Annotated in this window: 11 protein-coding genes and 1 pseudogene; 9 read left to right on the top strand and 3 right to left on the bottom strand. The window is 57.9% G+C overall.

Translation table 11 applies throughout. The features are described 5' to 3' along the window. Positions 1–14: 14 nt before the first annotated feature. The 5 genes from JW799_RS22725 to hisD all read left to right on the top strand — a co-directional run bounded on the left by JW799_RS22725 (position 15) and on the right by hisD (position 5867). Entirely contained in the window at positions 15–1745 is a 1731-nt protein-coding gene (locus tag JW799_RS22725) for a thiamine pyrophosphate-binding protein (RefSeq protein WP_205431811.1), read from the top strand. Between the two features lie 30 nt (positions 1746–1775). Continuing rightward, a complete protein-coding gene (locus JW799_RS22720) occupies positions 1776–2717 on the top strand; it encodes a radical SAM protein (RefSeq protein ID WP_080839716.1) in 942 nt (313 codons plus the stop codon). A gap of 23 nt (positions 2718–2740) precedes the next feature. After that, positions 2741–4003, top strand: coding sequence for a hypothetical protein (locus JW799_RS22715; RefSeq protein ID WP_205431810.1), 1263 nt, complete (start codon positions 2741–2743; stop codon positions 4001–4003). A gap of 41 nt (positions 4004–4044) precedes the next feature. Then, a complete protein-coding gene (locus tag JW799_RS22710) occupies positions 4045–4416 on the top strand; it encodes a cupin domain-containing protein (RefSeq protein WP_205431809.1) in 372 nt (123 codons plus the stop codon). A gap of 122 nt (positions 4417–4538) precedes the next feature. After that, entirely contained in the window at positions 4539–5867 is a 1329-nt protein-coding gene (hisD, locus tag JW799_RS22705) for a histidinol dehydrogenase (RefSeq protein ID WP_205431806.1), read from the top strand. A 127-nt stretch (positions 5868–5994) separates the two neighbouring features. Here the strand turns inward: hisD and JW799_RS22700 are convergent, their stop codons facing one another. Together JW799_RS22700 and JW799_RS22695 are read right to left on the bottom strand one after the other, a co-directional pair. Then, a complete protein-coding gene (locus JW799_RS22700; RefSeq protein WP_205431803.1) occupies positions 5995–6435 on the bottom strand; it encodes a hypothetical protein in 441 nt (146 codons plus the stop codon). Positions 6436–7146: 711 nt separating this feature from the next. Further along, on the bottom strand, positions 7147–8049 hold the full coding sequence (locus tag JW799_RS22695) for an AraC family transcriptional regulator (protein ID WP_205431798.1): 903 nt from the start codon (positions 8047–8049) through the stop codon (positions 7147–7149). A 177-nt stretch (positions 8050–8226) separates the two neighbouring features. Here JW799_RS22695 and JW799_RS22690 point away from each other — a divergent pair, with 177 nt between their 5' ends. Beyond that, positions 8227–10374: an alpha-L-rhamnosidase N-terminal domain-containing protein gene (locus tag JW799_RS22690; RefSeq protein ID WP_205431795.1), complete on the top strand. Its 2148-nt coding sequence runs from the start codon at positions 8227–8229 to the stop codon at positions 10372–10374. A 4-nt stretch (positions 10375–10378) separates the two neighbouring features. Continuing rightward, on the top strand, positions 10379–10645 hold the full coding sequence (locus JW799_RS22685; RefSeq protein WP_080839701.1) for a hypothetical protein: 267 nt from the start codon (positions 10379–10381) through the stop codon (positions 10643–10645). A 313-nt stretch (positions 10646–10958) separates the two neighbouring features. Here the strand turns inward: JW799_RS22685 and JW799_RS22680 are convergent. Next, a pseudogene (locus JW799_RS22680) lies at positions 10959–11426 on the bottom strand (ABC transporter permease subunit); the annotation flags it as partial. A 229-nt stretch (positions 11427–11655) separates the two neighbouring features. On the opposite strand from JW799_RS22680, the gene JW799_RS22675 reads away from it, so the two are divergent. Together JW799_RS22675 and JW799_RS22670 are read left to right on the top strand one after the other, a co-directional pair. Further along, positions 11656–11919 (top strand): hypothetical protein, encoded by a 264-nt coding sequence (locus JW799_RS22675; protein WP_205431792.1) that lies wholly within the window; start codon positions 11656–11658, stop codon positions 11917–11919. A 448-nt stretch (positions 11920–12367) separates the two neighbouring features. Then, positions 12368–13759: a spore germination protein gene (locus JW799_RS22670; RefSeq protein ID WP_205433078.1), complete on the top strand. Its 1392-nt coding sequence runs from the start codon at positions 12368–12370 to the stop codon at positions 13757–13759. The last annotated feature ends 5 nt before the right edge of the window (positions 13760–13764 follow it).

Raw genomic sequence — 13764 nt, 5'->3', positions numbered from 1 at the left:
AAGGGCGGGAGAAAATGATGAAAGCGGCTTCGGTCGTCAGGACGACCAACTCGGACATTATGGCGAAGACGTTGGAGGAGCTGGGGATCGGAACCATTTTCGGGGTGTCCGGAGGGCGCATACTGCCTTTGTTCCAGGCGATCAACCGAAGAAACGGGCTAAGGCTGATCGCCGCCCGAAACGAGCAGGGAGCGGCCTATATGGCGGACGGATACGCCCGAATCACGCGAAACTGCGGGTGCTGCATCAGCACGTCGGGACCGGGGGCCAGCAATTTGCTGACCGGAATCGCGGGAGCGTACTACGATTCGATCCCGCTGATCGTCATTACCGGACAAGCGGCTTCGGACGAACTCGGGAAAGGCGGCATCCAGGAAGGCTCCGGCGTCAACCGGTCGCCGGATATTATGGGGATTTACCGGAACGTGTGCAAGACGAGCTATCGTCTGAAAAAAGGGGACGATGCGGAAAGCGCGATCCGGGAAGCGTACCGGATCGCGACCAGCGGCCGACCGGGGCCCGTTCATTTGGACGTTCCGACGGATTATTTTTTGCTCGAGTGCGAAGATTCCGGCAACGCCGGCATCGAAATGGACGTCCTGGACGAACCGATTTCGGACGTGCCCGTCGCAGGCGACGCCATCCGGAGGCTGATCGCCCTTCTTCAAGAGGCCAAGCGCCCGCTGCTGATGGCCGGGCAGGGGGTATACGCCGCCGGACCGACGGCGGTCGAACGGCTGCGGCAGGTGCAGGAAGCCTGCGGTATTCCGGTATGCACCAGCCTGGGGGGAAGGGGCATCGTAGACGAAACCCATCCGCTGTCGCTGGGCATGATCGGGTGCTACGGGCAGGATGTCGCGAATCAATATTTGCTCGAGCGGTCCGATCTGATCGTCGGCCTCGGCATTTCGCTGCAATATTTGACGACGCTGGGCTGGAACGAAGAAATCGCCAAAAAATTGATCCATGTCGATATCGACCGCAGGGAATTGGGGCGAAATTTGACGCCGCGGCTGTTCATTCACGGTTCTCTGACCGACGTGCTGCAGGCGATGCCGGAAGCCCGGAGCCGATTCGCTTTCGAGGATCCGACCGGGTTCATCCGGGAGCAAAAAAGCCTGCACGGCTATTATCCGACTTACCGGGTGCTGGAAAGCCGCAACGATCCGAACTACCTGCATCCGGCAAAGGCGTATTCGCTGCTGACGGAATATTTGGACAACGACGACGCGGTCATCCTGGACTCGGGCGAAAACGCCTACTGGGGAATGCTTTCGCTGAAGATCCGGCACCCGAACCGGTTGTTCCTGAACTACGGATGGGGCGCGATGGGCTACTCCCTCGGCGCGGCGGTCGGCATCGCGTCGGTGCTCAAAGGCAGCGGGAAAGCTTACTCGGTATGCGGCGACGGCGGGTTCATGATGAACCTGCAGGAGATCAGTTGCGCGGTGCAGTACGGCCTTCCGTGCGTCTGGATCGTGTTTAACAATAAAGGATACGGGACCCAGATGCATTGGCAGCGGGACATCTTCAATGAAGAATACGTCGGGACCGACATGCCCGATATCGACTTCGTGCAGCTGACGAACGCCATGAAGATCCCGGCCGCAAAAGCCGTTTCGGAGACGGAATTCGTCGAGGCGCTTCTCCGGGCAAAGCGAACCGACGGTCCTTATCTCGTCGAATTGCTTGTCGATCCGCAGGCGAAGCCGCCTCAATCGCTCGGATCGAAGCTGGTCAAATAGACGCGTTCCCGGGAGAAGGAGGGATCATGGATGCGGCACATTCATTGGGTTCAAATCGAGCCTACCAAGGCGTGCAACCTGAAATGCACGTACTGCGCCCGAACGCTCGTTTACGGCGACAGCGTCGACCATATGGACAAGCCGCTTATGGAGAGGATCGTGTTCGAGCTCGGGAAGCTGCCCGAGCTTCGGCAAGTTCTCATCCAGGGATTCGGAGAACCGTTCCTGTATCCGCATTTGCTGGACATGGTTTCGTTGTTGAAGAGCGGCATGCCGCATTTATCGGTGCAGCTCGTGACGAACGGGATGGTGATGAATCGGCGGGTCCCGAACCTATTGCCGATGACGGACGTGTTGTACGTTAGCGTGGACAGCCTGAAGCCGGAATATTGGAAAACCGTTCGCATCGGCGGGAGCCTGGACAGGATCGCGGAAAACATCCGGGCTTTCAAGGACATCAATCCGCGGCTGAACGTGGTTCTGAACGCCGTCGTTTCCGGACGGACGATCGAGGAATTGGAGCCGCTGTGCATGTTCGCGGCCCGATCGGGATGCAGCGGGATTCAGTTCATTCCGCTCTATCCGATGGAAGGGGTGGACGGGAACTTAACCGCCCGGCAGCGCGAGGGTTTAGGCCATGAGGTCAAGCTGCTGCGACTGAAATACGGACGGCTCGATATTTACGCTCCTTTCGATATCGCGCAGCAGCACCGGTGCCCTTGGGTAAACAACGGCTTGTACGTCCTGATGGACGGCAAGGTGACTCCCTGCTGCGTCATGTCGTCGGACGACGACATCGTCTACGGCGATTTAAGCGAGCAGCCGCTGGAGGAAATCCTGTCCTCGGAAGCCAGAGCCGCGTTCGGCAACGATTACAAAAAGCATCCGACATGCGAAGAGTGCATGTCGGTCTCGTTCTCGAAAATCTGGAACTACGAAAACCCGCTGCCGCTTATCCGAAAGGTCGATTGAAGCCCGGATCGGGGAGAGGGAAGGTGAAGCCATTGTCAGCCGGAAGATTGCCGGACGCCGCGCCGTCGGACTATATCCTGGTCGATGCTTGCTCCTACTGCTACGGTCCGGCTTCGACCGTTTCCACGATACTCGATGCGATTGGCGCGGAAAAGCGATCGTTCGACATCGTGTTTCTCGGAACGGGAAGCTCATTGGAATTTTTGCAAGGTCATCCGGCCATCGACCGTATCGTCGAGGTCAATACCGAGAGCTTCTCCGCGCTTGAACAAATCCAGGACGTCGTTTCGCGCGCCTCATTGGCGCTGGTCAACACGAACCCGGTCTTGGCGATTTTTGCAAAGCAGCGGCGGGTGCCGGTCGTATATGTGGATATTTTGCCCTGGATGCATCCCGAGATCGAATCCCAGATCGATTCGATCCGCGGTTTGTACGATAACGAAGCCCGCCTTGCGCAGATAAAGCGGCCGCAGGATTTGCTCGCCGGCGCGGACAAATTTTTGATGCAGGCTTATTTGACCGATTTCCCGGTCGACCCCTCGATCCGCAATCCGATTCGAATCGCCCCGCTGCTCGATCGGCATCTTCTGGAGAGACCGCGACCCGGCGCCGACCGGAGAAGAAGGCTGCTCATCAGCACCGGCGGATTGTTCAATCCGGACACGAGAGAGGAAGCGCTGGTCGAATACGCCCGCCAGATTGCCGAAATCGGCTGGGAGGCCGCCCGCGGCGCGGGGCTGGACGAGGTGTTGATCTGCGGCCCGGAAAAGCTGCAAACGATCATCCCTGCGCGCAAGGCCGGCCAAACGTCGTTAACGGCGGCCCGCTTCCCGCATTCCGCCTTCATGGAACAGTTGAAGAATAGCGACTATATTGCCATCGTCCCCGGCTTGACTTCGATCTATGAAACGTTCGGTCTCGGAATCCCGACGTTATTGCTGCCGCCGACCAACTACAGCCAGGTGCTGCAGACGAGAGCCGTTATCGATGCCGGGCTGGCGGACCGTCTGGCTGTAACGGAGGGATTCGAGGAAATCTGCCGCGAAACGGCGCGCCACGGGGAAATCGAGGGAACGGGGCGGCTTCTCCGCATGCTCGAAGAAGCCTTGCGGGGGAAATCCTTTCGGCAATCCGTACGGAACGGTTTTGAACGATTGGTGGGCACAAGCCGGGAGGACGCCGTTCTGTCCAAGCGGCAGTCTTTCATGCATGCGCTCGGAAACGACGGAGCGGAAACCGTCGCCAAGCATGTGCTCGGCCTGTTCGCGCCGGCCGCGAAAACATAACGGGTTGCCAAAGCGCTAATCCAGTGAAAGGGTTGAACGCAATGAAGACGGTCATCCCCGATTTGCTTGCCTATGAAACGGTGTTTCGCTTCGAGGGCGGCGTGATCGATCTGGTCGAGATCGAACCGTTGGCCCGCTATAAACCCGTCATTCACCACAAAACGGACGAGGTTTACGTATTGATCAAAGGCGAAATTTCCTATTATATCGACGGCGTCAGGCACGATTTCGAGAAGGGCGACGTCTTTAAAGTCCCGCGCGGCGTTCCGCACGGTTTTATCAATTTCAAGAAGGAGAGCGCGGCCATTCTGTCGATCCTCTTTCCCCGCTACGATCCCGAGGACGTCGTCGAATCGGACGCGGAAGACGTTCGCTTTCGCGAGGACCTGGAGAAACTGACGAACCGAAGCTAGATGGTGCAAAAAACGCCGCGGATCGCCTCCGGGCGCTTTACTGGCGGAAGAATCGGCAATATAATTAACTTATGTAAAAGTTATACAGGAATTCAAATCGCCGCGATTGGAGAAGTCGATCCATGCCAAAAGAAAGTCTGATCTACGGCATTCCTGCCGAGCAAGAAGCGTTGGCCGAACGATTCAAAAAACATAAAACCCTGTTCAACAGAGACGATCTGAACGGAATCAAAGCCATTTTCGACGATGTCGGAGCGAACGGCGACCGCGCGGTGTTCGAGATGACCCGGAAGTTCGACGAAGTGGCGATCGACCGGATCGTTCTTTCGGAGGCATTCGTCCGGCAGAGCGTCGAATCGCTTTCGCCGTCGCTCCGTTCCGCGATCGACCACGCCATTCGCAACGTTCGGGAGGCGAACTTGGCCCTTCTGCCCGAATCCTGGGAGAAGGAAATTCGGCCCGGCACGGTGATCGGCGAGAACGTCCGGCCGCTGCAATCGGTCGGAATCTGGATTCCCGCCCGAAAAGGTCCGCTGGTCTCCACCGCGATCATGCTGGTCGTCGCCGCCAAAGCGGCGGGGGTCCCGAACATTGTCGTCGGCATGCCGCCGCTTAAGGACGGCAACGGCGATCCCGGCACGGTGGCGGCCGCGAAGCTGGCCGGGGCGGACTCGTTCGTCATCGGGAACGGCGTGTCGATCATCGCGGGATTCGCTCAAGGAACCGAATCCATACCGGAGGTCGACGGCATCTTCGGTCCCGGACCCGGCGGGATCGCGGCCGCGATGAGCGTGGCCATGACCTACGGCAAAAAAAGCGTGCTCGGCATCGGCCCGACGGAATGCATGATCCTGGCCGACGAAACCGCCGATCCGCTGAAGGTCGCTTACGATCTGATCAACGAAGGGGAGCACGGCCCCGATTCGTCGTCCATTCTCGTGACGAACTCTTCGTCCCTTGCGCAGAAGGTCGAAGCGCTGCTTGGGTCATGCATCGACGAGTTCGAAGAGAAGCGCAAGGAATTTCTGCGCCGCGTCTTCGGCCCCGAAGGCAAGGGAGCGATCGTGGTCGCGCCGGATATGCGGCAGGCATGCGAATTCGTGGACTGGTTCGCGCCGGAACATTTGATGATCGTCTGCGACAAGGATGCGGAACGGGAGCTTGTCGGCCGAATCCGCAATGCGGGAGAAATTCTGATCGGCGACAACACGCCTTTCTCCGCGGCGAATTACGGAATCGGCATAACGGCGGTGCTGCCGACCAACCACTACGCGCGGATTTTCTCCGGAATCACCGCGAAGGATATGATCAAATATTCGACGATCGGGAAATTGAGCCACGACGCCTTGAGGGAAATTTATCCGATCATCAAGGAGCTGGGGACTTACGAACAGTTGCCCGCCCATGTGAAAGCGGCGGAGATTCGCTTGACGAAAGCCCCTTCGTCGTGAATACCAGTCCGGCTTCGGTATCAATTGAAGGATTGTCCTAAACGCAGGCGATACGCTCCCCTGACGCCAGACAGGTGAAACCTGTTGCGGTATGGGGAGCCTATTTTTGTAAAAAGCGAAACATACGTTATAGGAGTCGTTTGATCTGTTCGACCGCCAAGCTCCAAATCCGTTCCTCTTCCGATCGAATTTGCCTCACGATTCCTGCCATGCGGTCAATCGCTTTTTTGTCTCCGTTGAACTCATATTTCAAGCCAAGATTTCGGACGATGAGGGCTTGCTTTTCGATGGATCGGAAAGCTTCGATCGTTTCGGCTTCGATCGCCGCTCCAAAGACGTCCTTCAGGCGGCCGAGTCGGATGACCATGCTTTTCTTGTGCTCGTAAAAGGTATGAAAAACGCGAATATCCATATCCTCTTTCCCGGTTATTTTCGACAGGTAATCCAAAATGCAAGAATACGTACCGATCCCGAAGATATCCTCGCTCGAATCCGGGTACAAGCGGTAGCGAAGAGAGGTGTTGCGGGAAAATAAATAATCTTCCATCAGCTCTGCAATCGTTTTCAAATTCGGGGTGAACTCCCCATCCAAGCGTAGCTTCCATAAATGCAACCCGTTCGTCCATTTCCCCAACGCCCCTTCCGAAACGCCGATGTGAAGAGCCCGTTCGAACTCGGAAAAACCGACTTCCGTAAAGGCGAGTCTTCGATTTTCATTATAGCCGGCAACGTAAAAGACTTTCCGTTCGCGGTCGAATCCGTATATCAAAATGTCATGGTTATGGTGAAATTTCCGATAGGCCGCCCTATGAGGGATATAATATTCGTCTACGAAGGTCATGACGTAGCGACTGTCGGACAACTGATCCAGAAGGAACGGGATTGGAGCGACGTACCTTAGAATCAGTGTTTTCGGAAGGTATAAGTCTTCTAAGAACGGAGTGTTATACCCGTTTTCGCCGAACTTATAAAGGTGTAATTTAAACGGACGCTCATTCGGCCTGATTCGAAGTTGCAAATAGTTGCAGCAAAACCATCCCCAAAAAGAAGGGTGCATGGAGCTGATCATAAGGGAATAGGCCTGGTATTGGTACCCGATGATCGGCGATTCGCCCAGCGGCAGTTTATTTTGCAGACGACACCACTCCTTATGAATGGGAATAAAGGGTATAAATATAATAATTATCCATAATTATATCATAGACTTAATAGCGCAGCCAATTCGTTTTTGACAGCCGAAGATGATGCGTTGGAAACGGGACAAGTTTCTCCGTCCGCGTCATTCCCCTCTGTCGCCGTGCGCCGCCGTCTTGCCCGATCTCCTCCGGTATTCCCGCGGGGTCATTCCCGTCCTTTGCTTGAACAACCGGTTGAAGAACTTCAAATCCTGATAGCCGACGGCCGCCGCGATCGCGCCGATTTTGTCCGCGGTTTCGCCCAGCAGCCGGCAGCTTTCCTTGATTCGCGCCTCCTGAACATACGCGCCGAGCGACATGCCGGACGCCGACTTGACGAGCCTTTGCAGCTGCCGGACGCTGACGCCCAGCTCGGCCGCGATGTCCCCGGCCCGGAACGTCCGGGCGCAGTCGCGGTCGATGCGGCCGAGCAGCTCGCGAATCCCGCCCTCCTCGCGGGAGGCGGCGCTCGAGGCGCCCGAACGGCTGCGCCGGTAAACGAACACGAGCAGCTCGATCAGCCCCGCGTACAGGCGGGCGGAGTAGCCTTCCGCCCGCTGCTTCGATTCCACGAAAAGCCGCTGCAGCGTTCGTTCGGCTTCCCCGGCCGCGTCGCGAAGCGCGATCCACCGCTTTTTCTCCTCCAACTCCCCGAAAAAAGTCCGCATGCCGCGCTCGAGCGGAAACAGGCGAAAGACGTCTTCCATAACGGAGCTCGCGAATACGCAATTGTAAACGAAAAGACGTTTGTCGGACGCAGCGGACCGCGGGCGAAACACGTGGGAAACCCCGACCGGAATATAGAAAAGGTCGCCCCTCGCCACCTTGAAATGGGTGCCGTCGATATAGTGCTCGCCTTCTCCTTCCGCGACGATGCAAATTTCGATAAAGTCGTGGGTATGCTCCTGAAGCTGAAACGATTCGGTCGCGCGGTTGGCGTGTATGGGAAGCTCGGGCGCGAAAAACAGCGACCCGGGCGTGACGTGGATCGGGCGATGAACGGTCATGGCAGGGGCGGCCTCCTGTGCTCTTTTTCCAAAATGGTAGACGAAATTCGCTCTTCCGGCAATATTTTTGTCCGATTGAACCCTATTATATGTCCGAAGCGACCTGAAAAGCTGCCGAATTCCCGGAGTAGAATAGGGGATGGATTCTACAGTTTCGAGGAGGGAGAAACGGACGAGATGAAACGGGAAGAACGAAAGTGGCAGGCGGAATGGATTTGGGGCGGGGAAGAGGAATGCCCGCGCAACGAATGGCGCTGCTTCAGGCGCTCGTTCGAGCTGCCCGATGCCGCGGCGAGCGCCGCCGAAATCGCCATCACGGCGGACGCGCGTTACGTGCTGTTCGTCAACGGGACGCAGTGCGGAAGAGGGCCGGTCCGTTCGTGGCCGGCGGAACAGAGCTACAATACCCATCCGGTCGGGCACCTGCTTCGGAAGGGAACAAATACGATCGCCGTTCTCGTCATGAGCTACGGCTTGTCGACGTTTCAATATATTTTGGGAAAAGGAGGGCTGCTTGCGCAGCTTGACGTTTCGTTCGCAGACGGCCGCCGCGCCGTCATCGGCACGGACGCTTCCTGGGAGACGGCGGCGCATGCCGGCTACGACCGGCGAACGCCGCGCATGTCGTGCCAGCTCGGCTTTTCCGAGAGCGTCGACGCGCGCCTGTGGGACGGCGATTGGACGGTCGGAGAGAAGGATTCCGCGCGGTGGGAACGCGCGAGAGCGATCGGCAAGCCCGGCTGCGAGCCGTGGCCGAAACTCGTGCCCAGCGATATTCCCCCGCTGACCGAGGAGCCGCTATGGCCGATTCGGGTCGAATCGCTCAAGCGCGTGCAGCCGGTCGCCTGGACCACCTGCCTGGACATCCGGAACGCCATGCTTCCGGACAGCGTCCTGCACGCGAACCACGTCTCGTTCGTCGGCTACGTCGCCTTCGTCGTCCGCGCGAGCGAAGCGGCGGATGCGACGTTCGGCTTCTTGAGCGGGTTCAACGCGTTCAAGGGCATCGGCGTGAACGGACGGCGCTTCAAGGCAAGCGAGATGGAGGGGCAGCGCCCCGAGCGCTATGCGCGCGTCCGCCTGCGCGAAGGGGATAACTTCGTGTGGATCGAGACCGCGGGGACGGACCACGGGACGGGGCTGCATTTCGGCATCGATTGCGAGGCTCCGTTCGAGCTGGTGTCGCCGCTTGCGGACGAAGGGACGGAGTCGCCCTTCGCGCTGATCGGCCCGTTCGCGGCGAAAACGACGATCGACCACCTGGAGCAGCCTTCGCCGCTGGACGATTACGCGGGCTTCGGCGGGGAGAAGGAGCTCGACGCCGGGGCGTTCGAGCGTTTCGAAACGTACGAACGGTTTCGCGAAGCCGCTTCGGCCGCCGATTTGCAAGGCTTTGCGGAATGGGTCCGCCCGTTCCCTCCCGAACTCGTCGCCAGCGATTCGGTGTTCGGGAAAAGCATCTGGAAGCGAAGCGAGACAAGCCATCCCGTTGCGATGGAGCTGCAGGCCGCCTGCATGGCCGGGCGAGTGCCTGCGATCGTGCCCATATACCCGGACGGAGATACCGAGTTCGTTCTCGATTTCGGCAAGGAGTGGTCCGGGTATATCCGACGGGGGAAGGACTTCGCGGAAGCGTCCAAGGCGCTGGCTAAGGCGATCAACGAGCATTTGTGGAGCGAAGAGCAGCAGGCGTATATCGATTGCATCCATGCGGACGGGCGGCGCTCCGGGATTTTCAGCCTTCAGACGCAGGTCATCGTTTATTTGAACGGCGTCGCCGAAGGCGACCGCAAAGAACGGCTGGCCGGATATTTGGCGCAGCCTCCGGAACAGTTCGTGCAAATCGGCAGCCCGTTCATGGCCTTCTTCTACTACGAGGCGCTGGCCGCTCTCGGCCGCTACGACATTATGCTCGACGACATGCGCAAGCAGTTCGGCCAAATGATCGAATACGAGGCGACGACGTGCTGGGAGATGTATCCGGACTTCCCCGAAAACCGCCCGAACCCGAACATGCTGACCCGCAGTCATTGCCATGCCTGGTCGGCGGCGCCGGGTTACTTCCTGGGCGCTTGCGTGCTCGGGGTCCGCAAGGAAGCCGACGGCTGGAGCCGCGTTCGCGTCTCGCCCCAGCCGGGCGACTTGAAATGGGCGCGCGGGGCGGTGCCGCTGCCGGCCGGCGGGCGCATCGACGTGTCCTGGCGCATGAGGGACGAAGGGGGAGGACGCGTGTTCGAGCTTGACGTGCGCGCGCCGGAAGGAGTCGAGGTGGAGCTCTCGGCCCCTGACGGCTGCGAATCCCGGATGCGGCTGTTAAGGGGGTAAGTCCGTGCTTCGGTTTCTGTACGAGCTGACGATTTTCAAAAAATTGGCCCTGACCTTCCTGCTGGTTCTGACTCCGCTCTACGTGCTGAGCCTGCTGATGAACGAGTCCGGTTCCGAAACGCTCAAAACGGAAATTTCGAAGTCCGAGACGGACTATTACAACCGGATCCGAAACTATCTGAAGGCGGCACGGAAACGCTTGATTGGGCGTACGACCGGGTATTCGGAGTCGAAGGCTCGTTCTCCGTCACCAATCATTACGTCGAAGTAGACCTGATCGTCCGCAACGGTTTTTACGGCGCGCCGACGCCGACGATGGCGTCCAAAAAAGCGACGCTCGACAAAATCGAGGAAGAATCGTTCACGCGCAACATCATGGGCTAGCCGATCGATCTGTTCGACAAATTCGTCGCCGACTGGAAGAAGCTCGGCGGCGACCGGATGACGGCCGAAGTGAACGAATGGGCCAAGTCGAAATGACGCTGATGTTCGGCATCGCAATCGCCTTCCACTTCATTCCGGCGAAAGGAATTTTCGGCTCCGAGTGGATCGGGCTCGACAACTTCCGGTTTGTATGCCGTATGCGCATCCACGAGCCCGATCCGGTAGACGAGCGTATCGATAATGTCGCCGCTCTCGTAAATTTGTGGACTGTACAGGTTGAACACCTGGTCGAATCCCGCGTTGAGCACGTTGCCCAGGCTTAGCGTTGCCATCAGGACGATGATCGGCATCATGCCCGGCAGCGTAATGTGCAGCGTCTGCTTCCACCGGCTCGCGCCGTCGACAATGGCGGCTTCGTACAGCGCCGGGTTGATCGCCGTCAGCTCCGCCAGAAACACGATCGTGCTGAAGCCGAATTCCTTCCAGACGTCGGACACGACGAGCACGAACGGTAACACGCCGTTATCGCCGAGGAAGTAGACCGGCTGGAAGCCGAGCGTATGGATGCCCCTCTTGACGAACTCCTTGCGTACCTCGTTTAACATCAACGAGACGACGATCGGAACGGCGAGGCCGGCGACGATTTTCATGAGCGCGGCGAGGGCGGTCGGGCTGTCGTGATGGGCAGCGTGAAAGGGTAATCATCGGACACCGGACCGTTCCGAACGATATTTTCGCTAGTCTCGCTAGTCTCACTCCTAACCTTGTCGTCGTTTTGCGGCGCAAGGTTTTTTTGGCCTATCCCGGGATGTTTAAGTTCTTTACCTTACTAAAGAAGTTTGGCGGAAGCTCAGGGTGCGGTGGAAGGGGACCGCTCAAGCGTTAGGGAGGCTTATGTTGGATTTTGTCCAATCAAGGAAGCGGAAAACGGGGAAATCGTTGCCTAGAGTGGATTTTATCCAACCAGGAACTTGGAATTTGGTCGAAAACGCCGAAAAGGTCTCCTCAGATTGGACAAAATCCAACGAAGCCAAAAAGTTTCATGTAAAAGCTGGTTTTGGTTGGATAAAATCCAATCAAGATTGCCGACCCCTGCGTCATCCCGCTGAATCCTGCGCGCAATCCAGCATATCCCCCGCTCAGCCGGATGCAGCTGTGTAAAAATGACACATCTCATCCCCTCCGCACGCAAGCTGCCGACCCAGTTGAACCGTGGTGACTCATTTCGACACGCCATACGCATACATCCATACGCAATTGAGTAAAAATGACTCATCTTGCCGCCTCCGCACGCACGCTAACGATCCAGTTGAGTCGCGGTGACTCATTTCGACGGGCCATACGCAAACAGCGGGATGCAATCGAGAAAACTCGGGAGAGCCGTCTTACCGTGGACGCCATCGGGCGTTTTTCTTTAGGGTCATCCTGGATTACTTTCCGAATATGCAGTCGCTATGCCTTGAAAGTACGGCTGTTTTTTAACGGCATATGGATTTATTTAACTGGCGATACTGAAAAGGGAGGAGGGGATTCAAGATGAGCAAAAAAAAAAGATCCCGCTCCCCCTCGGGGAGACTTGCCGGATGCGCTGCCTGTTTTTCTGGATCGGATGCGCCGTCGTTTCGGACAAAGCCCGGACATCGTTTATCGGGAAATCGCGCTCGGCCGCTTTCCCGCCACCATCGCGTACGTGGAAGGACTGGGAGACCCGCGTTTTCTGATCGAAGCCTTCCATCGGGACATGGCCCTGTTCGCGGAACTCGGGGACGAGCCGCCGGAGAAGCTGCTTAGGCTGCTCAAGGCGCGCACCATTACGCTCGGAAAAGTTGGCGAAACGAACGCCTTCTCCGAAGTCGAAACTCAAATGCTTGCCGGAAATACGGTCGTTTTCGTCGACGGGTCGGCAACCGCGCTGTTCGTCGGCACGGAAAACCTGAAGCAGCGGGGCGTCGAGGAGGCAAGCTCGCAGTCCGTCGTAAGAGGACCGAGGGAAGGGTTTACCGAATCGCTTCGGGAAAATACGGCTTTGATCCGGCGCAGAATTCAGAATCCGAGTTTGCGGATCGAGCAAAGAAAGCTGGGCACGCAAACCCGGACCGAAGTAGCGGTCATGTACGTCGAAGGAAAAGCCGACCCGGAAGTGCTGAACGAGCTGAGAAGGCGGCTCGACCGAATCGATCTGGAAAACGTGCTGGAGAGCAATTATATCGAGGAAATGATTCAGGACCGCCGCTACAGTCCGTTCCCGACCGTATTCAACTCGGAGCGTCCGGATGTCATCGCTTCGGCCCTGCTGGAAGGACGGATCGCCATTCTGGTCGAGGGCACTCCGTTCGTGCTTGTCGTTCCGGCGTTGTTCGTGCAGTTTTTTCAATCCAGCGAAGATTATTACCAGCGCGGCGACTTCGCCAGCCTGGTTCGCCTGCTGCGTTATTTTTGCTTCATTATCGCGCTGCTGACTCCTTCGTTCTATATAGCGATTTCCACGTTCCATCAGGAAATGATTCCGACCGACCTGCTCGTAAGCCTGATCGGCCAGCGGGAAGGCGTTCCGTTTCCGGCTTTTATCGAGGCGCTCCTTATGGAAGTCACGTTCGAAATCTTGCGGGAAGCCGGAATCCGGCTGCCGAAATCGATCGGCCAGTCCGTTTCGATCGTCGGAACGCTCGTCATCGGCCAAGCTGCCGTCGAGGCGGGGCTCGTGTCGGCCGCCATGGTCATCGTCGTGTCCATTACGGCGATCGCCAATTTCGCGCTGCCTGCCTTCAACGTCGGGATTTCCGCGCGCATGCTGCGCTTCGTATTGATGGGGATCGCCGCCTCCTTCGGCTTGTACGGGATCATTATCGCGCTGATCATGCTCGGCCTGCACCTGTGCAGCCTTCAATCGATGGGCATTCCTTACATGACCTCGTTCGCCCCTTACCGGCGAAAGAGCCAAAAAGACGCCCTTCTCAGACTGTCGCGCCGCGGGGCGGCGCGAAAAAAAATACTCGGGTGATCTCG

This window comes from Cohnella algarum, from assembly GCF_016937515.1.
In the GTDB taxonomy this organism is placed as follows: Bacteria; Bacillota; Bacilli; order Paenibacillales; family Paenibacillaceae; genus Cohnella; species Cohnella algarum.
Note: the sequence above shows the minus strand (reverse complement) of the source record. Positions and strands in the feature narration are given on the sequence as shown.

Excerpts from the sequence above, each read along its gene's own strand:
- JW799_RS22690 (WP_205431795.1), top strand. The coding sequence starts at position 8,227 with ATGAAACGGGAAGAACGAAAGTGGCAGGCGGAATGGATTTGGGGCGGG.
- JW799_RS22670 (WP_205433078.1), top strand. The coding sequence starts at position 12,368 with ATGCGCCGTCGTTTCGGACAAAGCCCGGACATCGTTTATCGGGAAATC.
- JW799_RS22720 (WP_080839716.1), top strand. The coding sequence starts at position 1,776 with ATGCGGCACATTCATTGGGTTCAAATCGAGCCTACCAAGGCGTGCAAC.
- hisD (WP_205431806.1), top strand. The coding sequence starts at position 4,539 with ATGCCAAAAGAAAGTCTGATCTACGGCATTCCTGCCGAGCAAGAAGCG.
- JW799_RS22725 (WP_205431811.1), top strand. The coding sequence starts at position 15 with ATGATGAAAGCGGCTTCGGTCGTCAGGACGACCAACTCGGACATTATG.
- JW799_RS22695 (WP_205431798.1), bottom strand. The coding sequence starts at position 8,049 with ATGACCGTTCATCGCCCGATCCACGTCACGCCCGGGTCGCTGTTTTTC.
- JW799_RS22710 (WP_205431809.1), top strand. The coding sequence starts at position 4,045 with ATGAAGACGGTCATCCCCGATTTGCTTGCCTATGAAACGGTGTTTCGC.